The sequence below is a fragment of the Streptomyces sp. CB02923 genome (genome assembly GCF_001905005.1).
Classification (GTDB): Bacteria; Actinomycetota; Actinomycetes; order Streptomycetales; family Streptomycetaceae; genus Streptomyces.
Genome location: NZ_LWKZ01000012.1, coordinates 524,173 through 544,798 on the forward strand (window position 1 = coordinate 524,173; position 20,626 = coordinate 544,798).

General features: G+C 70.8%; 21 protein-coding genes. 7 read left to right on the forward strand and 14 right to left on the reverse strand.

The window, feature by feature from the left end:
• Window positions 1–39: 39 nt before the first annotated feature.
• The 7 genes from A6A06_RS13840 to A6A06_RS13870 form a co-directional block, all read right to left on the reverse strand.
• Window positions 40–1,299, reverse strand: coding sequence for an MFS transporter (locus A6A06_RS13840; protein WP_073761500.1), 1,260 nt, complete (start codon window positions 1,297–1,299; stop codon window positions 40–42).
• Window positions 1,296–2,651: a GH1 family beta-glucosidase gene (locus tag A6A06_RS13845; protein WP_073761501.1), complete on the reverse strand. Its 1,356-nt coding sequence runs from the start codon at window positions 2,649–2,651 to the stop codon at window positions 1,296–1,298. The genes A6A06_RS13840 and A6A06_RS13845 overlap by 4 nt, the downstream gene beginning before the upstream one ends.
• A gap of 74 nt (window positions 2,652–2,725) precedes the next feature.
• Entirely contained in the window at window positions 2,726–3,268 is a 543-nt protein-coding gene (locus A6A06_RS13850; protein WP_073761502.1) for a hypothetical protein, read from the reverse strand.
• A gap of 68 nt (window positions 3,269–3,336) precedes the next feature.
• Window positions 3,337–4,977 carry an alpha/beta hydrolase gene (locus A6A06_RS13855; RefSeq protein WP_073761503.1) on the reverse strand — a complete coding sequence of 547 codons (1,641 nt, stop codon included), beginning with the start codon at window positions 4,975–4,977 and terminating at the stop codon, window positions 3,337–3,339.
• A 3-nt stretch (window positions 4,978–4,980) separates the two neighbouring features.
• Window positions 4,981–5,295: a hypothetical protein gene (locus tag A6A06_RS13860; protein ID WP_073761504.1), complete on the reverse strand. Its 315-nt coding sequence runs from the start codon at window positions 5,293–5,295 to the stop codon at window positions 4,981–4,983.
• Between the two features lie 114 nt (window positions 5,296–5,409).
• The gene (locus tag A6A06_RS13865; protein ID WP_073761505.1) at window positions 5,410–5,676 is read right to left on the reverse strand and encodes a protealysin inhibitor emfourin; all 267 of its coding nucleotides are present in this window, start codon (window positions 5,674–5,676) and stop codon (window positions 5,410–5,412) included.
• A gap of 61 nt (window positions 5,677–5,737) precedes the next feature.
• Window positions 5,738–6,799, reverse strand: coding sequence for a M4 family metallopeptidase (locus tag A6A06_RS13870; protein WP_073761506.1), 1,062 nt, complete (start codon window positions 6,797–6,799; stop codon window positions 5,738–5,740).
• A gap of 305 nt (window positions 6,800–7,104) precedes the next feature.
• Here A6A06_RS13870 and leuA point away from each other — a divergent pair, with 305 nt between their 5' ends.
• From leuA to A6A06_RS13890, 4 genes are all read left to right on the forward strand, one after another.
• A complete protein-coding gene (gene leuA, locus A6A06_RS13875; protein ID WP_073761507.1) occupies window positions 7,105–8,883 on the forward strand; it encodes a 2-isopropylmalate synthase in 1,779 nt (592 codons plus the stop codon).
• A 250-nt stretch (window positions 8,884–9,133) separates the two neighbouring features.
• Entirely contained in the window at window positions 9,134–9,859 is a 726-nt protein-coding gene (locus tag A6A06_RS13880) for a TerB family tellurite resistance protein (protein ID WP_073761508.1), read from the forward strand.
• 191 nt (window positions 9,860–10,050) lie between these two features.
• Window positions 10,051–10,797, forward strand: coding sequence for a DNA repair protein RecO (recO, locus tag A6A06_RS13885; RefSeq protein WP_073762136.1), 747 nt, complete (start codon window positions 10,051–10,053; stop codon window positions 10,795–10,797).
• A 96-nt stretch (window positions 10,798–10,893) separates the two neighbouring features.
• Window positions 10,894–11,712: an isoprenyl transferase gene (locus tag A6A06_RS13890; RefSeq protein WP_073761509.1), complete on the forward strand. Its 819-nt coding sequence runs from the start codon at window positions 10,894–10,896 to the stop codon at window positions 11,710–11,712.
• Window positions 11,713–11,796: 84 nt separating this feature from the next.
• Here A6A06_RS13890 and A6A06_RS13895 read toward each other — a convergent pair whose 3' ends face one another.
• From A6A06_RS13895 to A6A06_RS13910, 4 genes are all read right to left on the reverse strand, one after another.
• Window positions 11,797–12,225 carry a Fur family transcriptional regulator gene (locus A6A06_RS13895; protein WP_073761510.1) on the reverse strand — a complete coding sequence of 143 codons (429 nt, stop codon included), beginning with the start codon at window positions 12,223–12,225 and terminating at the stop codon, window positions 11,797–11,799.
• Window positions 12,226–12,322: 97 nt separating this feature from the next.
• Window positions 12,323–13,231 carry a metal ABC transporter permease gene (locus A6A06_RS13900; RefSeq protein ID WP_073761511.1) on the reverse strand — a complete coding sequence of 303 codons (909 nt, stop codon included), beginning with the start codon at window positions 13,229–13,231 and terminating at the stop codon, window positions 12,323–12,325.
• Between the two features lies 1 nt (window position 13,232).
• Window positions 13,233–14,006: a metal ABC transporter ATP-binding protein gene (locus A6A06_RS13905; protein ID WP_073761512.1), complete on the reverse strand. Its 774-nt coding sequence runs from the start codon at window positions 14,004–14,006 to the stop codon at window positions 13,233–13,235.
• An 85-nt stretch (window positions 14,007–14,091) separates the two neighbouring features.
• Window positions 14,092–15,081, reverse strand: coding sequence for a metal ABC transporter substrate-binding protein (locus A6A06_RS13910; RefSeq protein WP_073761513.1), 990 nt, complete (start codon window positions 15,079–15,081; stop codon window positions 14,092–14,094).
• Window positions 15,082–15,280: 199 nt separating this feature from the next.
• On the opposite strand from A6A06_RS13910, the gene A6A06_RS13915 reads away from it, so the two are divergent.
• Window positions 15,281–16,663 carry a glycine--tRNA ligase gene (locus A6A06_RS13915; RefSeq protein ID WP_073761514.1) on the forward strand — a complete coding sequence of 461 codons (1,383 nt, stop codon included), beginning with the start codon at window positions 15,281–15,283 and terminating at the stop codon, window positions 16,661–16,663.
• A 186-nt stretch (window positions 16,664–16,849) separates the two neighbouring features.
• Here A6A06_RS13915 and A6A06_RS13920 read toward each other — a convergent pair whose 3' ends face one another.
• Complete coding sequence (locus A6A06_RS13920; protein WP_073761515.1) at window positions 16,850–17,257, reverse strand: hypothetical protein; 408 nt, start codon at window positions 17,255–17,257, stop codon at window positions 16,850–16,852.
• Between the two features lie 175 nt (window positions 17,258–17,432).
• Here A6A06_RS13920 and A6A06_RS13925 point away from each other — a divergent pair, with 175 nt between their 5' ends.
• On the forward strand, window positions 17,433–18,644 hold the full coding sequence (locus A6A06_RS13925; protein WP_073761516.1) for a sensor histidine kinase: 1,212 nt from the start codon (window positions 17,433–17,435) through the stop codon (window positions 18,642–18,644).
• A gap of 20 nt (window positions 18,645–18,664) precedes the next feature.
• Window positions 18,665–19,297: a response regulator gene (locus tag A6A06_RS13930; RefSeq protein WP_073762137.1), complete on the forward strand. Its 633-nt coding sequence runs from the start codon at window positions 18,665–18,667 to the stop codon at window positions 19,295–19,297.
• On the opposite strand, the gene A6A06_RS13935 is transcribed toward A6A06_RS13930, so the two are convergent.
• Both A6A06_RS13935 and A6A06_RS13940 read right to left on the reverse strand, forming a co-directional pair.
• The gene (locus A6A06_RS13935) at window positions 19,255–19,890 is read right to left on the reverse strand and encodes a Uma2 family endonuclease (RefSeq protein WP_073761517.1); all 636 of its coding nucleotides are present in this window, start codon (window positions 19,888–19,890) and stop codon (window positions 19,255–19,257) included. The genes A6A06_RS13930 and A6A06_RS13935 overlap by 43 nt on opposite strands.
• Window positions 19,891–19,965: 75 nt before the next feature.
• The gene (locus A6A06_RS13940; RefSeq protein WP_073761518.1) at window positions 19,966–20,550 is read right to left on the reverse strand and encodes a TetR family transcriptional regulator; all 585 of its coding nucleotides are present in this window, start codon (window positions 20,548–20,550) and stop codon (window positions 19,966–19,968) included.
• Between the last annotated feature and the right edge of the window lie 76 nt (window positions 20,551–20,626).

A 20,626-nucleotide genomic window follows, 5' to 3' on the forward strand; every position in this document is an offset into this window, starting at 1 on the left:
AACCGGACCGCTGAACCGGGCCGCCGAGGGCCGTCCCTCTCACTCCACCCCGCGGATCCGCCGCACCAGCAGCGCCCCCGCCAGCCCGATGCCCGCCGCGACCAGGTACAGCACCCGGTAGCCGCCCAGATACGTCACGACCGGCGCGGCCAGCGCGGGCGCGGCCACCTGCGGCAGCGAATTGGCGATGTTGACGACACCGAGGTCCCGGCCCCGGTGGGCGGCGGCCGGCAGCACGTCCGTCATCAGGGCGAAGTCCACCGACGTGAAGACACCGAAGCCGACGCCCAGCAGCGCGGCGGCGACCAGCGCGCCGGTCCAGGTCTGCCACCCGGCGAGCAGCGCGGTCGCCCCCGCCATGATCACGCCCGCCCAGAGCACGAACGGCTTGCGCCGCCCCGTACGGTCCGACCAGACGCCGCCGACGACGACGGTGGCGAGCAGCATCACCCCGTTGACGGCGGTCAGCACCAGCACGCCCTCCGCGGGACGCGGCCGGTGCAGCACGTCGCGCAGGTAGTAGAGCAGGTACAGCAGCGCGACCGCGTTGCCCAGGTTGACCAGGAAGCGGGTCAGCCAGGCCCAGGCGAGGTCGGGGTGGCGGCGCGGACCGATCCAGAACCCGGCGAGGAAGGACCGCCACGTGAACGGCGGCCGGTCGCCGCGCCCGATCCGCAGGTCACGGTGGCGCAGTACGTACGGGAGCGTCGCCAGCACCGTGAAGGCCGCGCAGGCCGCGTACCCCGCCGCGATGCCGCCCGCGGCGGACGCCAGGCCCGTACCGGCCACGACGCCCAGGATCTGCGCCGCGCCCAGCCAGCCGCCCACCCGCCCGCGCTGAAGGTGCGGGACACGGTCCGGGACGGCCGCGGTGACCGCCGCGAACGCGGCGTTGAGCGCGAGCTGCACCAGACACCACCCGGCCGCCATGCCGGTGACGCTCCTGGCTGAGGCCAGCAGGCACAGCGCCCCCGCACCGCCGAGCACACCGGCCACGATCCACGGCGTACGGCGCCCGAACCGCGACACCGTACGGTCCGACAGCGCGCCGAAGAGCGGATTGGCGACGAGCGAGACCGCCGCGCCCAGCCCCGTGACCCACGCCAGCACCGACTCCTTGGACGTGCCCGGCGGCGCCAGCTCGGCCGCCTGGAGGGCCAGCAGGATCTGGATCGGCCCGTACCAGCCGACCCAGATCGCCCCGTTGGCCAGCGCCAGCGACGCGGTCCAGCCGCGGCCCACCCGCTCCACCGGCTCGGCGAGGGCCCCGGGCGCGCCCGCGGCCCCCGCGCCGGTCACCGCTGGGCCCGCAGCGCGTCCCGCAGCCAGTGGTACGAGGCCTTCGGCGTCCGCGCCAGCGTGCCGCGGTCGACGTGCACCAGCCCGAACTTCCGGGCATACCCCTCCGCCCACTCGAAGTTGTCCAGCAGCGACCAGACGAAGTAGCCGCGCACGTCGACCCCGGCGGTGATCGCGTCGTGCACGGCCCGTACGTGCGCGTCCAGGAAAGCGATCCGCTCCCGGTCCTCGACACCCTCGTACGAGCAGCCGTTCTCGGTGATGACGACCGGCGGCAGGCGGTCGCCGTACCGGTCGCGGAACCCCGTCAGCAGCTCGGTCAGCGCCGCGGGCACCACGGGCCACCCGAAGTCCGTCAGCGGATACCCCTCGATCTCCCGCGGCGCGAAGGGCAGCCCCGGCGGCAGCTCGATCCCCGCGAAGCCGACGGTCCCGGCGCCCTCCGCCCCCGGGGCCCCGACCTTCGTCGGCTGGTAATAATTCACCCCGTACCAGTCCAGCGGCGCACCGATGACGCCCAGATCCTCCTCCACCGGACCGGACAGCAGCGCCGCCGTCAGCTCCTCCTCCGGATAGCGCCCCAGTAGCACCGGCTCCGCGAACAACCGATTCAGCAGCAGGTCGTACAGCCCGGCCGCCTCCTGGTCGGCGGCCGACTCCGACGCGGCCCACGTCGGCCCGTGCGAATTGGCGATCCCGATGCCGCTCGCGCCCCGCGCCCGCAGCGCCTGCACGGCCAGCCCGTGCCCCAGCAACTGATGATGCGCGGCGGGCAGCGCCTCGAACCCCAGCCGCCGACCGGGCGCGTGCTGCCCCAGCCCGTACCCCAGCAACGTCAGCTCGGCGGGCTCGTTGAGCGTGATCCACCGGTCCACCCGGTCCCCGAGCCGCGCCGCCACGACATCCGCGTACGCCGCGAACCGCCGCGCCGTGTCCCGCTCCAGCCACCCGCCCGCCGCCTCGACGGCTGCCGGAGTGTCCCAGTGGAAGAGCGTCGGCACCGGCCGGACGCCCGCCGCGCACAGCTCGTCGACCAGCCGGTCGTAGAAATCCAGCCCCGCCGCGTTGACCCGCGGACCACCGTCCGGCATCACCCGCGGCCAGGCCACCGAGAACCGGTACGCGCCGACCCCCAGCCCCTCGATCAGCGCCACGTCTTCCCGGTACCGGTGGTAGTGCCCGGTCGCCACCCGCCCGTCCGACCCGTCCTTGACCCGCCCCCGCCCACCAGCGAACACATCCCACGAGGACCGCCCCCGCCCGCCCTCGTCCGCCGCCCCCTCGATCTGATACGCGGAGGTCGACACCCCCCACAAGAACCCGTCAGGAAACCGCGGCAACGAAGCATCCATGCGCCGGATCCTGGTTACCGTGGCGTACGGGTGTCAAGAGGCGCGCGCGGGACGGACGTTGACCTCCGCGGCCGTCATCCGAAGGGGTTGCCGGGGAAGCGGCCCGGAGCGCCGGCGGCGAGCGCGGACGCCGTCGGAACGGCTGCCGGGGCGGATGCGGGGGCCGGTGCCGAGAGCTGTTCCTGTGGCGTGCCGGGGGGCAGGAAGCAGGGGGTTTTCACCGAGAAGACCAGATCGGTGGGGGGCAGGTAACTCTCCACCGACACGAAGAGGCCGTCAGCACCGCCCCTGGCGTCCATGAGCGCGTCCGACGGATCCTCGCGGTAGCCGCTGACCTTGTATCCCGACGCTTCGAGCTTCTTCCGCATGGCACGCAGCGCCTTGCCGTGTTCGTCTCCCGGCAGCTTGGCCCGCACGGAATAGGAAAGGTCGAAGCGCCCGTCGTGGGCGCGCTCGTGGTCCTTTCCGAGGCAGTCGCGGAATTCCTTGTCCACGGTTTTCTCGTCGACCTTGAGTGAGTACTGGCCCGCCAGCGAACCGACCAGTTCACGTGCCTGCTGTTCGGCCTGGCTCCTGCTCTTGACCGGCAGCGGGTCGTTCTTGCCGGAGTCGTTCATGCAACCTCCCGTTGCGAGCAGAGCGAGTACGAGCATGCCGGTACGGCCGGATCGCCGCACAGCGCGGATCACCATTTCGGCCCCACCGTTCCCGGAGGGGTGGGCTGCGGGTGCACGTGGTAATCCCCTTCACCCGGGCGTTTCCCTATGATGATGCGCCCCTGGTTGGCGAGGCTTTCGCTGCGCTCGTCCCAGTAGCCGCCGTGTCCCGAGGTGTCCACGCCGAACACCTTGCCGCCGAATTCCTTGTCCGCGGGGTTTCCCCCGAGGGTCTTGTCCGAGGCGATGGTGGAGACCGGGTCGTCCGGCGCGTATCCGGCCCATACGTGGCCGGGGTCCATATGGAGGTCCTCGGCGTGATCCACCGTCATGCCCGGACTGCCGACCGAGACGATGTCGTCGGCGTCCAGGCCGTCGCCACCGGACGCACCGGCGCCCACCATCGTCGAGCCGTAGCTGTGCCCGAGCACGGTCATGTGGGAGCGCTCACCGACATGCGACTCGCGCAAGCCGTGCGTGAAGCTCCTGAGATCACCGGCACCTGCTTCGGCACGCCCCGGCGTGGCCACGCTGCCGTCCACTTCGGGAGCGTCGTAACCGAGCCAGGACACCACCGCGGTGCTCTCGGCGCCCTTGACCCGGGTCGCTCCGTGCAGCCGGTCGATCCGGTCGATCTGGTCGTCGATGTTCGTCAGGTCGTTGTCGGTGCCCGGCACCTGTACGGCCACATTGCGGGCGGTGTCCGGATTCCCCTGGGAAACCACCGCCCTGCCGTCGCCCTTGGTGTCGATGCCCAGTACCAGGAGCTGCTTGCTCGCGTCGTTTTCGCCGTCGGCCTTGTCGAGTGCGTCCTGCAGCTTGCGCAACCCCCCGTACTGCCGCTCATCGTGGATCCCCAGCTCGCCGTTCTGCTTCTTCAGGTCGTATTCGGACAGCGAGATGTCCAGGGACTTCCGGTTGGCCTCGTCGCGGTCGGCGCTGGGGATGCCGTCGAGCCAGCCGATCTTTTCCGGGCAGGCGTCGATGTACAGCTGCCTTTCCTGCGGGGTGAGGCCGGCCCACCATTTCGCGTTCTCCTTCGGGTCCTTGTCCGAAGGAATGAACTCGTCACCGGTCTGGAACAGTGATCCGGCGACCTTACGGGCGCCCTCGCGCGCCTTCGACGCTCCGTAGTCCTTGTCGAGAGTGAAGGCGTCGATCGACTGGAGGAGCTGCATACCCTCCCAGGAGGCCGAGGTGGCGTTGTCGATCGAGGTCTGGATGATGTCCTTGTAGACGCCCATCACGGCGACGCGCTGCTTCTGCGCCGCCTGGGCTTCGGCGTCATCGGTGTCGGCGCTGCCGGGCCGTCCGTCCGTCACCGTGCCCTGGCCGTCGACGGCGTACCCGTCCGCTTCCGCGTCCCGCACGCCCTGGCGGAGCTTGTCCTGGGCCAGCTTCATTCTGACGTGCACGGTGTCCAGGACCGTCGCGATGGAGGAGACGTCCGACTGGGCGACGCCGAGCTGGGTCTCGCTCGCCTCCATCTTCATGAACGCGGTACGCGAGTCCGCCCCCTGCCACTCGCCGGCGTGCAGCGGACCGGTCACCTTGCGCCGGTGCCCGGCCTGGGCCTCCTCCAGTTCCCGGGCCAGTTTCTGCCAGGATGCGACGGCGGCCTGCAGATCGGAGAAGTCCTGCTTCAGCAGGTCGTGGAAGTTCTCGGGCACCGGTCACCGCCCCCGGAACGACTGGGCGGTGACGTCTTCGTTGTACCGGTGGCCGTCTGCGGTGCGGCGGAGCCGTTCGGCCGAACTCTCGGAGTCGCCGCCGATCCTCTTGCGCAGCTCGTCCAGCGCCATGCCCCAGTCGTGGCCGACCCGCTCCATGTCCGGCCCGACGTTCCAGGCTTTCAGGGCCGCGCCCGCTGCCTCGATGTCGGCCTTCGCCGTGGCGATCGGCTTTTCCAGGTCGTGGCCGATGGCGTCGGCGGCCGCCGCCGACGTCCGTAACGTCTCGGGTGTCACCGAGATGCCGTTGTCAGGCACAGCTTTCTTCCCCCTGCTCCCCGGGCCCGGTCGTGGCCCGTCACATGATCATGACGACGGCCGTGGCGGGGCGGTTGCAGGGGATGGCGGACCGGGCGGGCCGGCCCAGGTGGCTCAGCTTCCTTCCTTCAGCACCCTGCTGATCAGCTTGCGCTGTTCGTCGGTGAGGCGGGGGTCGGACGCGTAGACCGTGTGTCCGTCGATGGTGATCTGGTAGCTGAAACCGTCGGGGACGCCTACCGGGGGCGTGCCCCGGCCGGCGGCGGCTGCCTGCTCGGCCAGGGCGTGCCATTCCGGGGCATCGGGGAGGCCGGAGGTGTCGACCTCGGCGTGGCGCTCGATGCCGGCGAAGCCGCCGGTGCGTCGTACGTGAATCCGCATGACGGGCTTCCTACCCAGAGGGGCTCGGGGAAACGGACGGAACGGGCCAGAAGGTGGCGGATCAGCTGGCGGGGAGGCCCACCTGCGACCAGGCCTTGAGGAGGGACTGCACCTCCGCGCCGTCACCGTACAAGGTGCGTGCGGCGGCGACCGTCAGCCGCGAGAAGTCCGCGAACTGGGCGTCCTTGTCGAGATCGCCGCCGGTCAGCGTGGCGTACCAGATCTGGCCGGCCCGCTCCCACGCGTTGCCGCCGAGGTCCGTGGCGAGCAGGTAGAAGGCGTGGTTGGGGATGCCGGAGTTGATGTGCACGCCGCCGTTGTCGCGGGACGTCTTGACGTAGTTGTCCATCGTCGCGGGCTGCGGGTCCTTGCCGAGGACGTCGTCGTCGTACGCGGTGCCCGGGGCCTTCATCGAGCGCAGTGCCTCGCCGGTGACGTTGGGGCCGAGCAGTCCGGCGCCGATCAGCCAGTCGGCCTGGGAGGCGTTCTGGCCGAGCGCGTACTGCTTGATCAGGGCGCCGAAGACGTCCGACATGGACTCGTTGAGCGCGCCGGACTGGCCGAAGTAGTCCAGGTTGGCGGTGTGCTGGGTGACGCCGTGGGTCAGCTCGTGGCCGATGACGTCGACGGGGATGGTGAAGTCGAGGAACAGGTCGTTGTCGCCGTCGCCGAAGACCATGCGCTGGCCGTCCCAGAAGGCGTTGTCGTAGTTCTCGCCGTAGTGGACGGTCGCGTTGAGCGGCAGGCCGGAGTCGTCGATCGAATGCCGGCCGTACACCTTCAGGTACAGCTCGAAGGTGGCGCCGAGGCCGGCGTGCGCGCGGTTGACGGAGGCGTCCTTCGAGGGCTTGTCGGCCTCGGAGTGCACTTTCTTGCCCGGCAGCACCTCCTGGCGCTTGGCGTCGTAGATGGTGCGGTTCGGCTTGTCCGACGGGGCGCCGGTCGGCGCCGCGAGGGCGCGGACGGTGGTGATGCGGCGGCGGGTGCGCTGGAGGGCGTCGTGCTCCAGGGTGTTCAGGGCGCGCTGGGAGCGGTCCGGGTCGTCGAGCCGGGCCAGCTTGTCCAGGACGTGGGGCGGCACGATCGTGCAGAAGACCGGGTGGGCAGTGGCTTCAGGGTTCATGCACGGCAATGTGGCACTGGGTTACCTGCGTGTCACTCCCTGAGGCCATGATTCCTGAAAACGTGTGGTTGATCGCGAATCAGGGGTTACATCCGCCCGGTCCCGCATACTGATACGGGGCCGCTTTCTCCGCGTCACCTCGGTTAGGGTGCTGTGCATCATGCGTTACGGGCTGCTTCTCCTTAGCTGCCGCGGCGAGGGTCTGTTGTCGTAGGGCCGACCCCCTCCCCGCGGAGTTCGGTGCTGCGATGCCATCGCCCCGTCGGCCTTCTCCCCCGCGGACAAACGAGGAGCCCCACGTCACCATGACGAACCCGTCGATTCCTGCTGAGAACTCCGTCGGCCGCCCCACGCCCATCACGAACGCGACCCGCACCCAGAAGCCCTCCGGCCTGCCGGTGCACCGCTACGGCGGCTACGAGGCCGTCGACATCGCGGACCGCACCTGGCCCGACAACCGCATCACCCGGGCGCCCCGCTGGCTGTCCACGGACCTGCGCGACGGCAACCAGGCGCTGATCGACCCCATGTCGCCGGCCCGCAAGCGCGAGATGTTCGACCTGCTGGTGAAGATGGGCTACAAGGAGATCGAGGTCGGCTTCCCGTCGTCCGGGAGCACCGATTTCGACTTCGTACGGTCGATCATCGAAGAGGGCGCGATCCCCGAGGACGTGACGATCTCCGTCCTGACGCAGGCCCGCGAGGAGCTGATCGAGCGGACCGTGGAGTCGCTGCGCGGCGCCCACCGGGCCACCGTCCACCTGTACAACGCCACCGCGCCGGTCTTCCGCCGGGTGGTCTTCCGCGGCTCGCGCGAGCAGGTCAAGCAGATCGCGGTGGACGGTACGCGGCTGGTCATGGAGTACGCGGACAAGATCCTGGGGCCGGAGACGGCGTTCGGCTACCAGTACAGCCCGGAGATCTTCACCGACACCGAGCTGGACTTCGCGCTGGAGGTCTGCGAGGGCGTCATGGACGTCTGGCAGCCCGAGGAGGGCCGCGAGATCATCCTGAACCTGCCGGCCACGGTCGAGCGCTCGACGCCCTCCACGCACGCCGACCGCTTCGAGTGGATGTCCCGCAACCTGTCGCGGCGCGAGCACGTGTGCCTGTCCGTGCATCCGCACAACGACCGCGGCACCGCGGTGGCCGCCGCCGAGCTGGCGGTCATGGCGGGCGCGGACCGTATCGAGGGCTGCCTGTTCGGCCAGGGCGAGCGCACCGGCAACGTGGATCTGGTCACCCTGGGCATGAACCTGTTCAGCCAGGGCGTGGACCCGCAGATCGACTTCTCGCAGATCGACGAGATCCGCCGGACGGCCGAGTACTGCAACCAGATGGAGGTCCACCCGCGCCACCCGTACGCGGGCGACCTGGTCTACACCGCCTTCTCCGGCTCCCACCAGGACGCCATCAAGAAGGGCTTCGAGGCCATGGAGGTCCAGGCCGCCGAGCAGGGCCAAAGCGTGGACGACCTGGAGTGGGCGGTGCCGTACCTGCCCATCGACCCCAAGGACGTCGGCCGCTCCTACGAGGCCGTGATCCGCGTCAACTCGCAGTCCGGCAAGGGCGGCATCGCGTACGTCCTGAAGAACGACCACAAGCTGGACCTGCCGCGCCGGATGCAGATCGAGTTCTCGAAGACCATCCAGGGCAAGACCGACGCCGAGGGCGGCGAGGTCACGCCGGACGCGATCTGGTCGGTCTTCCAGGACGAGTACCTGCCGACCCCGGAGAACGCCTGGGGCCGGATCGCGCTGCGCAGCGCGCAGACCTCCACGACGAGCGAGGGCACCGACGCGCTGACCGTCGAGGCGGTCGTGGACGGCGCCGACACGGTCCTGACCGGCACCGGCAACGGTCCGCTGGCGGCGTTCTTCGACGCGCTGCACGCGGTCGACGTGGACGTACGGCTGCTGGACTACGTCGAGCACACGATGAGCGAGGGCGTCGGCGCCCAGGCCGCCGCGTACATCGAGTGCGCGATCGGCGACAAGGTGCTGTGGGGCGTCGGCATCGACGCGAACATCGTGCGCGCCTCGATCAAGGCGGCCGTCTCCGCGGTCAACCGCGCGAGCCGCTGATCACCGGGCCGTTGTGCGGCCCGCGCCCCCGGCCCCCGGGCCGGACCGGGGCGCGGGCCGCCGACCGGCTGTGACCTGCGATGTACCGGGCGTCCCCGGGCCCGTGCCGCGAGCGCCGGGGGGCGCTTGGATGTTCAACCGGTTTAAACGGCCGTCTTGTCCGGTCCGCGCTACTGACGTCACATCACGGATGTGGCTAACATCACGTCAACGCGGCAAAGATGCCGGAGCGTTACGGAGGGTCGACGTGATGCACAAGCTGGCTGTGATGGGTGTGCGGACGTCCTGGCGCACCGTCGCCGACGGCGAGTTCTTCTGCCCCGAGTGCGGCGGGGACCGCAACTATCTCCGGCGGACCGGCCGCCGCCGTCTCACCGTCCTCGGTGTGCCGCTGCTGCCGCGCGGCACCGCGGGCCCGGTCGTCGAGTGTTCCGCCTGCCGCGGCCACTTCGCGCTGGACGCGCTGGACCACCCCACCACCACGCGTTTCTCGGCGATGCTCAGGGACGCCGTGCACACCGTCACGCTGGCCGTGCTGGCCGCCGGCGGCACCGCCTCGTCCGGTGTGCGCACCACCGCCGTGGGGACCGTACGCGCGGCGGGCTTCGCCGACTGTACGGAGGACCAGCTGCTGACCCTGCTCGCCGCACTCGCCGCCGACACCGGCCGGCTGCCCGGCGCGCACGACGGCGCCCTGTCGCGCGCCGCCTCCGGGGGCGCGGGCCGTCCCGGCGGCGGCCTCGACCCGTGCGGTACGGCGCTGGCGATAGAGCTGCACGAGGCGCTGGAGCCGCTGGCCCCGCACCTGGCTCCGGCGGGCCGGGAGTCGCTGCTCCTCCAGGGCGCCCGGATCGCGCTCGCCGACGGCCCGTACCTGCCGTCCGAGCGGGAGGTCCTGACCACCGTGGGCGCGGCCCTGCTGCTGTGCCCGGATGACACCGCCCGGCTGTTGGCGGCGGCCCGTACGCCTTCCTGAGGGCTTGTACGCCTCCTGAGGGCTGCGCGCTGCACTGAGGGCTGGTACGTCCCCTGAGGGCTGTGTGGCGCTGCGCCGAGGCCGTACGTCTTCCTGAGGGGCGCACCGCCTTTCTGAAGGCCCTACGGGCGCGCGGCCGATCGGCACGGCCCTGGAGGGCTGTCCCCGCCGCGTGCGCGAGAATGGACCGCATGAGTCTGTTCCGCGATGACGGCGTCGTGCTGCGTACCCAGAAGCTGGGCGAGGCGGACCGGATCATCACGTTCCTCACGCGCGGTCACGGCCGGGTGCGGGCCGTGGCCCGGGGCGTACGCCGTACGAAGTCCAAGTTCGGTGCGCGGCTGGAGCCGTTCTCCCACGTCGACGTGCAGTTCTACGCGCGCGGCAGCGAGCTGATCGGGCGCGGCCTGCCGATGTGCACGCAGAGTGAGACCATCGCGGCCTACGGTGGCGGCATCGTCACGGACTACGCCCGCTACACCGCCGGCACGGCCATGCTGGAGACCGCCGAGCGGTTCACCGACCACGAGGGCGAGCCGGCCGTGCAGCAGTACCTGCTGCTCGTCGGCGGACTGCGCACGCTCGCGCGCGGCGAGCACGAGCCGCACCTGGTGCTGGACGCCTTCCTGCTGCGCTCGCTCGCGGTCAACGGCTACGCGCCCAGCTTCGAGGGCTGCGCCAAGTGCGGCCTGCCCGGCCCGAATCGGTTCTTCTCCGTGGGGTCGGGCGGCGTGGTGTGCGGTGACTGCAGGGTGCCCGGAAGCGTCGTACCCTCCTCTGAGGCCATCGGGCTGCTGGCGGCGCTGCTGTCCGGCGACTGGGCGACGGCGGACGCCTGCGAACCCCGGCACGTCCGGGAGGGCAGCGGGCTCGTCGCGGCCTATCTGCACTGGCACCTGGAGCGCGGACTGCGCTCGCTGCGGTACGTAGAGAAATAGATAGGCTCGGCAGTTCGGGGCGAGCACCGGCCCGGCAGGCGGGCGGCGGCCCGGACCCGGGCGCACCACGCACTACGCATAGGAGATGTGGACCGGATGGCACGACGCGGATTCCTGGGGCGCGGCCGACGCGATTACGAGACGCCCGAGCCGCACCCGTCCGGCGCGCGTCCGCCGAAGATCCCCGGCGAACTCGTCCCGAACCACGTGGCGGTCGTCATGGACGGCAACGGCCGCTGGGCCAAGGAGCGCGGCCTGCCCCGGACCGAGGGCCACAAGGTCGGCGAGGGCGTCGTCCTCGACGTGCTCAAGGGCTGCATCGAGATGGGCGTCAAGAACCTGTCGCTGTACGCCTTCTCGACCGAGAACTGGAAGCGCTCGCCCGACGAGGTCCGCTTCCTGATGAACTTCAACCGTGACGTCATCCGGCGCCGCCGGGACGAGATGGACGCGCTGGGCATCCGTATCCGCTGGGTCGGCCGGATGCCGAAGCTGTGGAAGTCCGTGGTGCAGGAGCTCCAGGTCGCCCAGGAGCAGACCAAGGACAACGACGCCATGACGCTGTACTTCTGCGTCAACTACGGCGGCCGGGCGGAGATCGCGGACGCGGCGGCGGCCATCGCGGCGGATGTACGGGCCGGGAAGCTGGACCCGTCGAAGGTCACCGAGAAGACCGTCGCCAAGTACATGTACTACCCGGACATGCCGGACGTGGACCTGTTCGTCCGGCCGTCGGGCGAGCAGCGCACGTCCAACTACCTGATCTGGCAGAGCGCCTACGCCGAGATGGTGTTCCAGGACATTCTCTGGCCGGATTTCGACCGGCGGAACCTGTGGGACGCCTGCCTCGAATACGCCAAGCGGGACCGCCGGTTCGGCGCGGCCCCGGAGATGGAGGCCGCGGCGCGGCAGTAGCGGCGCCGCCGGACCCGCACACGAAGCGGCCGGGCCCCTGTCGGGGGCCCGGCCGCTTCGTGCTGCCGCTGTCGGTGCTCCGCGTCAGGCGGAGCCGGCGGCCGCCTTGGCCGTGCACTCACCGCACGTACCGAAGATCTCGATGGTGTGGCCGACGTCCCGGAAACCGTGCTCGGCGGCGATCTGGTCCGCCCACTTCTCCACGGCCGGGCCCTCCACCTCGACGGCCTTGCCGCAGTTGCGGCAGACCAGGTGATGGTGGTGGTCGTCGGTGCTGCACCGCCGGTAGACGGCCTCACCCTCGTTGGTCCGCAGCACGTCGACCTCGCCGGCGTCGGCGAGGGACTGCAGCGTCCGGTAGACCGTGGTCAGCCCGACCGAGTCCCCCCGGTGCTTGAGCATGTCGTGCAGTTCCTGCGCGCTGCGGAACTCGTCCACTTCGTCCAGTGCCGCTGCCACGGCGGCCCGCTGCCGCGTCGACCGGCCGCGCACCGGAGATCCAGCGCTCGCCACCGTTGCCTCCCTAGGTCTCGGGACGTCCCCCTGCACATCAGTCCGGCCATTGTGCCAGGTGATGACCGGAGCCCGGGTGCAACGCTTACGCAGATCCCTACCCCTTGGCCCCTTGCACGCTGACATCGTCGCCGGGGGAGCGGCTGCCGGGCACGTCCAGAGTGCACTGCCTGGCGGCCTCGGCGGCGGCCCGCGCGCGCTTTCTGGCCAGCGGGGCGGCCAGCGCCGCCATCAGCGCGAAGACCGCGATGGCCAGCAGCACGATGCTCGCGCCGGGCGGCACGTCCACATAGAAGGAGAAGACCGTACCGGAGAGAGTGACGACGACTCCGATGGCGACGGACAGCGCGAGGGTCATCGCGAAGCCGCGCGTGGCCTGCTGCGCGGCGGCCACCGGCACCACCAGCAGCGCGCTGACCAGCAGCAGGCCGACGGCGCGCATCGCGACCGTGACGGTGAGCGCGGCGGTCACCGCGAGCAGCAGGTTGAGCGCCCGTACGGGCAGGCCCATGACCCGGGCGAACTCCTCGTCCTGGCAGACGGCGAACAGCTGCCGGCGCAGTCCGAGCGTGACGGCCATCACGAAGGCGGCCAGCACGCAGGTGACCGTCACGTCCGCGGCGGAGACGCTGGTGATCGAGCCGAAGAGGTAGCTGGTGAGGTTGGCGGTGGAGCCGCCGGGCGCCAGGTTGATGATCAGGACGCCGCCGGCCATGCCGCCGTAGAAGAGCATCGCCAGCGCGATGTCCCCGCGGGTACGGCCTTTGGAGCGCACCCATTCCATGGCGATGGCGCCGAGCGCGGCGACCAGCACGGCCATCCACACGGGCGAGGTGCGCAGCAGGAAGCCCAGTGCCACACCGGTCAGCGCGACATGGCCGATGCCGTCGCCCATGATCGCCTGGCGGCGCTGTACGAGGTAGATGCCGACGGCCGGCGCGGTGACGCCGACCAGGAGGGCGGCGAGCAGCGCGCGCTGCATGAAGGCGTAGTTCAGGAGGTCCATGTCAGGTCAGCAGTCCTGTCCGGACCGGCTCGGCGGCCGGGTCCGCGTGCGGGTGGACGTGGTCGTGGCCGGGCAGGGCGTGCTGGCCCACGGCCTCCGGGGGAGGCCCGTCGTGGACCACGCAGCCGTCGCGCAGCACCACCGCGCGGTCGATCAGCGGCTCCAGCGGACCCAGCTCGTGCAGCACGAGCAGGACGGTGGCGCCCGCCGCGACCTGCCCCCGCAGCGTCTCGGCCAGCACTTCCTGGCTGGCCAGGTCGACCCCGGCCATCGGCTCGTCCATGATCAGCAGCTCGGGCGCGCCGGCCAGCGCACGGGCGATCAGCACCCGCTGGTGCTGGCCGCCGGAGAGCGCGTCGACGGAGTCCTTGGCGCGGTCCGCCATGCCCACCAGGTCCAGCGCCCGGTGGACGGCGTCCCGGTCGGCCCGGCCGGGCCACTTCAGCTTCGTACGGGCCAGCCGGCCGGACGCGACGATCTCGCGGACGGTGGCGGGCACGCCGCCCGCCGCGGTCGTGCGCTGCGGGACGTACCCGATGCGCGCCCAGTCCCTGAACCGGCGCTGCGGGGTGCCGAACAGCTCCAGCTCGCCGCTGGTCAGCGGCACCTGTCCGACCACCGCGCGGACGGCGGTGGACTTGCCCGAGCCGTTGGCGCCGAGCAGGGCCACCACCTCACCGCGCCGTACGGTCAGGTCGACGCCGCGCAGGACGGGGCGCGCGCCGAGCGCCGCACCCGCCCCGCGCAGCGATATGACCGTGTCCTGGTCCTTCATGGCCGCATCCTTCCGTCGTCCCGTACCTGCCTGTCTCCCCGTGCCCGCCTGTCCCGCAGTGCCGTCGGCCGCGCAGTCCGGCCGGTCACTTGGCGCCGAGCGCCTTCTGCAGCGCCGCGAGGTTGGACTCCATGACCTGGACGTAGTCCTTGCCCTGGGACTTTTCGGTGATCCCCTCGATGGGGTCGAGCACGTCGGTCTTCACGCCGAGGTCCTTGGCCAGGGTCTTGGCCATCGCGGGGCTGGTCAGGGTCTCGAAGAAGACGGTGTTGACGTGGTGGTCCTTCGCCAGCTTCTGCAGGTCCTTCATGCGGCTGCCGCTGACGTCGCTCGCCTCGGGGTCGATGCCGCTGATGGCTTCCTCGGTCAGGCCGTAGCGCTCGGCGAGGTAGCCGAAGGCGGCGTGGGTGGTGATGAAGGTGTCCGACTTCTTGTTCTTCAGCCCGGCCTCGAACTTCTTGTTCAGGTCGTTCAGCTTCTTGACCAGGTCGTCGGTGTTACGGGCGTAGTCCGCCTGGTGCGCGGGGTCGGCCTCCGCGAGCGTCTTACCCACTCCCTTGGCGACCTGGGCGAACTTCACCGGGTCGAGCCAGATGTGCGGGTCGTTGCCGTCGGCCTCGTGGTCGTGGCCCTCGTGGCCGTGCTCGTCGTGGCCGGTGCCGTTGTCGCCGGTGGTGTGGTCGTGGCCGTCGACCTCGGCGCCGTGCTTCTTCAGCTGGGTCAGGGACGCCGCGTCGACGGTGTGCTTCACACCGGACTGCTGGACGGCCTTGTCGACGGCGGGCTGGACGCCCTTGAGGTAGAGGATCGCGTCGGATTCGCCGAGGGAGGCGATCTGCCGGGGGCTGAGCTCCAGGTCGTGCGGCTCGGTGCCGGGCTTGGTCAGGTCGGTGACCTGGACGTGGTCCTTGCCGATCTCCTTGGCGAGGAACTCCATCGGATAGAACGACGCCGTCACGTTCAGCTTGCCGTCACTCCTGCCCCCTCCGGAGTCGGAGCAGGCGGACAGCGCCAGCATGCCGAGGACGGAGGCTCCGGCTATGACGGCGGTGGGTATGTGACGTCGTACGTTCATGACACTCATTTTCAACAAAAGTGGAAACGATTGTCAACAAGGGGTCCTTCGGCGGGCGGCCGGGGAACCGATTTGATCCGGGGGGCAGGGCCGCCGGTAACCTGAGTTATTCGCCCGCGCGTATCCCGACCGCCGCCCCTCATCGAGGCGCAGGGCGCCGCCTTGTCCACCCGTTCGTCGTCGCAATGAAGAGAGCACCGTGGCCGCCGACAAGATCGACACCATCGTCAGCCTGAGCAAGCGCCGTGGCTTTGTATATCCGTGCAGTGAGATCTACGGCGGCCAGCGCGCCGCCTGGGACTACGGTCCGCTCGGCGTCGAGCTCAAGGAGAACATCAAGCGCCAGTGGTGGCGCTCCATGGTCACCTCGCGCGACGACGTGGTCGGTCTCGACTCGTCGGTGATCCTGGCCCCCGAGGTGTGGTCCGCCTCCGGTCACGTCGCGACGTTCACCGACCCCCTCACCGAGTGCACCGCCTGCCACAAGCGGTTCCGCGCGGACCACCTGGAAGAGGCGTACGAGGCCAAGCACAACCGGCTGCCCGAGAACGGCCTGGCCGACGTCAACTGCCCGAACTGCGGCAACAAGGGCCAGTTCACCGAGCCCAAGCAGTTCTCCGGCCTGCTCTCCACCCACCTCGGCCCGACCCAGGACAGCGGCTCCGTCGCGTACCTGCGCCCCGAGACCGCGCAGGGCATCTTCACCAACTTCGCCCAGGTCCAGCAGACCTCCCGCAAGAAGCCGCCGTTCGGCATCGCGCAGATGGGCAAGTCCTTCCGCAACGAGATCACGCCCGGCAACTTCATCTTCCGGACCCGCGAGTTCGAGCAGATGGAGATGGAGTTCTTCGTCAAGCCGGGCGAGGACGAGCAGTGGCAGGAGTACTGGATGGAGCAGCGGTACAACTGGTACCGCGACCTCGGCCTGCGCGAGGAGAACATCCGCTGGTACGAGCACCCCGCCGAGAAGCTCTCGCACTACTCCAAGCGCACCGCCGACATCGAGTACCGCTTCCAGTTCGGCGGCTCGGAGTGGGGCGAGCTGGAGGGCGTCGCCAACCGCACCGACTACGACCTGTCCTCGCACGCCAAGGCGTCCGGCCAGGACCTGTCGTACTTCGACCAGGAGGCCGGCGAGCGCTACACCCCGTTCGTCATCGAGCCCGCGGCCGGTGTCGGCCGCGCGATGCTCGCCTTCATGCTCGACGCGTACAACGAGGACGAGGCGCCGAACGCCAAGGGCAAGATGGAGAAGCGCACCGTGCTGCGCCTCGACCCGCGCCTGTCGCCGGTCAAGGTCGCCGTCCTGCCGCTGTCCCGCAACCCGCAGCTCTCGCCGAAGGCCAAGGGCCTGGCCACGGACCTGCGCAAGAACTGGAACATCGACTTCGACGACGCGGGCGCCATCGGCCGCCGCTACCGCCGCCAGGACGAGATCGGCACGCCGTTCTGCGTCACCGTCGACTTCGACACCCTGGACGACAACGCGGTCACCGTGCGCGAGCGCGACACGATGAAGCAGGAGCGGGTGTCGCTGGACCAGATCCAGTCGTACCTGGGCGGGCGACTGCTCGGCTGCTGACGCCAGTCGGTTTTCAGCGCATCGGCCGGGCCGGGGAATCCCAGCCCGGCCGATGTGTGTGTGCCGGGGTCGGGAAAATCGAGCCCGGCCGATGTGTGTGTGCCGGGGTCGGGAAAATCAAGCCCGGCCGATGCGTGTGCGCCGAAGCCGGGAAAATCGAGCCCGGCCGGCGATTGAGGCCGTCTTTCACCGGCCCGCCCGTGCGGCGAGCGCCACGCAGACCATCGCCAGCGGCAGCTCCGCGCCGACCGCCATGGCCAGGGCGCCCACCAGCTCACTGCCCGGCCCGGCCGTCGCCACGTCGGCGCACGCGTCGGCGAGGAGCAGTACGGCGGCCGCCGCCGCGGCGCCCCGATGGCCGTGCCGCCCGTTCACCAGCCGGGTACCGGCGATCAGCAGGCACGCCGCCTCCACCGCGTCCAGCGCCACCCACGCCACCGCCTCCGCGGGCGGCAGGGTTCCCGCCAGGTAGCCCATCCACGGCAGCAGGGCCAGACCGGCGCCGGTCAGGACGCGGCCCGCCCAGGTGCGACGGCTCGCCGCCAGGGTGAACGGGCGGGTCCCATAGGGGGAGTTGAAGGCGACGAGTGCCATGGGTGTGCCTCTTCCGGGCCTGGCCGGCCCGGCTTTCGGGCTCGCGTTCCACTCTTCCGGCGCGGGCGGCCGAAGTCGGTAGCGTCCGTTTCCGACTTGGGGTGGCACTGGTTGCACCCCTGGAGCGGGCAGTGGCTCCATGGCTGTCCGCCGGACCCCCGCATAGCGTTGGATCATGAACATTCCGCCGCGGTTGCGCCGCACGCTCGTACGGCTGCGCCGCGACCTGCTCTTCGCGGCCGCCGGGCTGCCGCTGCACGGCATCATCGCGCCGCTGTTCCTGTGGGCGCTCACCCAACTGATCGGGACGCTGGACGGCAGCTCCTCCGCCGCGCCGATCGTCTTCTGGGCCCCCGCTTCCTTGCTCGTCATCGCCGCGTACGGCCTGACCGAGGCCCAGCGGTGGCGCTTCCGGGCGCTGTGCGGGATGGACCTGCCAAGGTTGCGCTTCCGTGAGGCCAAACGGCAGTTCGCCTACAACTGGCTGATCGGCCCCCTCTTCGGGGTGCTCGAACTGCTCCTGCTCGCGCTGCTGGGCACGGCTCTGGCGGCGGCGACCAGCATGCTGTGGATCTGGACGCTCGGGGCGCAGTGGCGGCTGGACCACCGTGGTTACACCACTCCGCTCGGGTACGCCACGGTCGCCGGCCTGCTCGTGCTGGCCGCCGTGCCCGCCCTGGCCGGCGCCCTCGTACGGCTGGAGAACATCGTCGGCCGCGCCGTGCTCGGTGTCAGCCGGTCCGAGGAACTCCGGCAGCGGGTGGACGACCTGACCGTGAGCCGGGCCGGTGCCGTCGACGCCGCCGACGCCGAACGCCGCCGTATCGAACGCGATCTGCACGACGGCGCGCAGCAGCGGCTGGTCGCGCTCGCGCTGAACCTGGGGCTGGCCAAGGCCACGCTCAAGGACCTGCCGCCGGAGGCGCGGCAGGTCATCGAGGAGGCGCACCGCGAGGCCAAGGAGTCCATCGAGGAGCTGAACAGCCTGGTGCGCGGCCTGCATCCGGCCGTACTGGACGAACTCGGCCTGGACGCCGCCCTGTCGGGCCTGGCGGCGCGGGCGCCGCTGCCGGTACGGCTGTGGACGGACCTGCCGGTGCGCGCCGCGCCCGCCGTCGAGGCGGTCGCCTACTTCGTCGTCTCCGAGGCGCTCAACAACGTGGCCAAGCACGCCGAGGCGACCCGGGCCGACGTGACCGCGACCCGCCTGGGGGAGATACTTCGGGTGGTCGTCACCGACGACGGGGTGGGCGGCGCGGAACCGTCCCGGGGGAGCGGTCTGAAGGGGCTCGTCCAGCGCGTGCGCTCCGTGGACGGGGCGTTCCGGATGAGCAGCCCCGTCGGGGGCCCCACCACCATGACCGTGGAGTTGCCGTGCACGACCTGACGCCCGCCGTACGCCGCGCCGTGATCGCCGAGGACTCCGTCCTGCTGCGGGTCGGGCTGGTGAAGGTACTGGAGACGGCCGGTTTTGACGTGGTCGCCGAGGTCGGCGACGCCGAGGCCCTGGTGGCGGCGGTGGACGTGCACCGGCCGGACATCGCGGTGGTGGACGTACGGATGCCGCCCGGGTTCACGGACGAAGGGGTGCGCGCGGCGCTGGAGATCCGGGAGCGGTGGCCGCGTACGGCGGTGCTGATGCTGTCGCAGTACGTGGAGGAACGGTACGCCGCCAACCTGCTCGCCTCGAACACCAGCGGCATCGGCTATCTGCTCAAGCAGCGGGTCGCGGACGTCGAGGAGTTCATCGAGGCGCTGCGCCGGGTCGCCGACGGCGGGACCGCGCTGGACCCGCAGGTGGTGGCGCAGTTGCTGGTACGGCGCCGGAGCGATCCGCTGGAGCGGCTGACCGAACGCGAACGGGAGGTCCTGGCCCTGATGGCCGAAGGCCGGTCGAACGCGGGCATCGCGGCGGCCCTGGTGGTGAGCGAGTCCGCGGTGGCGAAGCACATCAACAACATCCTGGCGAAGCTGGACCTGCCGAGGGCGGACGCGGATCATCGGCGGGTGCTGGCGGTGTTGCGGTTCTTGGGGGTGTGAGGGGAGCGGCGCCGTCGGCGCCCGGACTCACGGGCGAAAAGCGCGGGCACCCGCAGCTCCTGGCCGAACCCGGCCGACTCCCGCTCGGTGTAGCCCTCCTCACCCGGCTCCCAGAACACGGTGCTCCGCTGCTCCTCCATGTCGACCAGCAGATACACCGGCACGCCGGCCTTCCCGTACGTCGCGAGCTTGTCCCCGTAGTCGTGGTGACGCGTCACCGGACAGGTCAGTTCGACGGCCAGCGAGAGATCCTGGCCATCGAGGTGGTACTCGTCCGTGCCGAACGCGCTCTCGGCGACGGCGTACATCTCCGGTTGCAGGGCGCGCTCCTGCTCCGGGAAGGTGAAGAGGCAGGGGGCGCCCATGAGGACGTGTCCGTCCGGAGCGAGTGGCGCCAGCTGCGATTCGATCGCCAGCATCGTGAGCAGGTAGTAGGGCGGCGGCCACGGCGACAGAACGATGCTGTCGGCGACGATCTCCGCCCGGTGGCCGGCGGGTACGTCGATGCTCAGGAGATCGCGAAGCGCTCTCCGGAACCAGGTCGGGTCGTGCGGAACGCGTTCGGCCGACTGTCGTTCGAGCATCAGTGTCATGACGCACCTTCCCCCGTTGAGTGATCAGGCTATTACTCAGCGTAGAGGCTGCCACTGACAACGGCGGCCGGTCCGTCAGCTCCGCAACCCCCGCAACATCAACTCCACCACCGCCCCCAGCGCTTCCTCGATGCCCGGCTTCGACCACTCCGCCGCGTAGCACGGATCGTGGAAGCGGCCGGTCGCGTCGAAGACCGCGCGGGCCAGTGTCGCCGAGTCGCCCGGTGCGAACGCGCCCTGGTCGATGCCGTCCAGGATGATTGCCGCGAGCTGGCCGGTCAGGTCGGCGATGTGCTGTTCCACGACGCCGCCGCTCTCGCCGACCAGCGTCATGTAGGTCGCGAACAGTTCGGGGTCGTCGCCCGCCTTGTGCCGCTTCGCGATGAACAGGTCGTGTACCCAGCGGCTCAGCCGCTCCGGCGCCGGGCCGTCCTCGGTGACGACGGCCCGCAGCTGCGAGCTCGCACGGTCCAGCCAGCGCTGCGTGACCGCCTCGCGCAGCGCCGCCTTCGTGCGGAAGTGCCGGTACACGCTGCCGTGGCTGACGCCCAGCGCGCGCGCCACGTCGACGACGGTGGCCTTGGCCGGGCCGTAACGGCGCAGCACGTCCTCGGTCGCTTCGAGGATGCGTTCGGGAGTCAGGGTCTCGGCTGGTGGCATGGCGGGCGTATGGGCCTTTCGGGTCGGGGGCGCCGGGTGCGGCGTCCTGGTGCGGACGCGGAGGCGTCCTTCCACG

Bases quoted from the DNA above. Each gene is read 5' to 3' on its own strand.
- A6A06_RS13880 (WP_073761508.1), top strand. From the start codon at position 9,134: ATGCACAAGCTGGCTGTGATGGGTGTGCGGACGTCCTGGCGCACCGTC.
- leuA (WP_073761507.1), top strand. From the start codon at position 7,105: ATGACGAACCCGTCGATTCCTGCTGAGAACTCCGTCGGCCGCCCCACG.
- A6A06_RS13865 (WP_073761505.1), bottom strand. From the start codon at position 5,676: ATGCGGATTCACGTACGACGCACCGGCGGCTTCGCCGGCATCGAGCGC.
- A6A06_RS13900 (WP_073761511.1), bottom strand. From the start codon at position 13,231: ATGGACCTCCTGAACTACGCCTTCATGCAGCGCGCGCTGCTCGCCGCC.
- A6A06_RS13870 (WP_073761506.1), bottom strand. From the start codon at position 6,799: ATGAACCCTGAAGCCACTGCCCACCCGGTCTTCTGCACGATCGTGCCG.
- A6A06_RS13845 (WP_073761501.1), bottom strand. From the start codon at position 2,651: ATGGATGCTTCGTTGCCGCGGTTTCCTGACGGGTTCTTGTGGGGGGTG.
- A6A06_RS13935 (WP_073761517.1), bottom strand. From the start codon at position 19,890: ATGACACTGATGCTCGAACGACAGTCGGCCGAACGCGTTCCGCACGAC.
- A6A06_RS13920 (WP_073761515.1), bottom strand. From the start codon at position 17,257: ATGGCACTCGTCGCCTTCAACTCCCCCTATGGGACCCGCCCGTTCACC.
- recO (WP_073762136.1), top strand. From the start codon at position 10,051: ATGAGTCTGTTCCGCGATGACGGCGTCGTGCTGCGTACCCAGAAGCTG.
- A6A06_RS13910 (WP_073761513.1), bottom strand. From the start codon at position 15,081: ATGAACGTACGACGTCACATACCCACCGCCGTCATAGCCGGAGCCTCC.
- A6A06_RS13850 (WP_073761502.1), bottom strand. From the start codon at position 3,268: ATGAACGACTCCGGCAAGAACGACCCGCTGCCGGTCAAGAGCAGGAGC.
- A6A06_RS13925 (WP_073761516.1), top strand. From the start codon at position 17,433: ATGAACATTCCGCCGCGGTTGCGCCGCACGCTCGTACGGCTGCGCCGC.
- A6A06_RS13905 (WP_073761512.1), bottom strand. From the start codon at position 14,006: ATGAAGGACCAGGACACGGTCATATCGCTGCGCGGGGCGGGTGCGGCG.
- A6A06_RS13940 (WP_073761518.1), bottom strand. From the start codon at position 20,550: ATGCCACCAGCCGAGACCCTGACTCCCGAACGCATCCTCGAAGCGACC.
- A6A06_RS13890 (WP_073761509.1), top strand. From the start codon at position 10,894: ATGGCACGACGCGGATTCCTGGGGCGCGGCCGACGCGATTACGAGACG.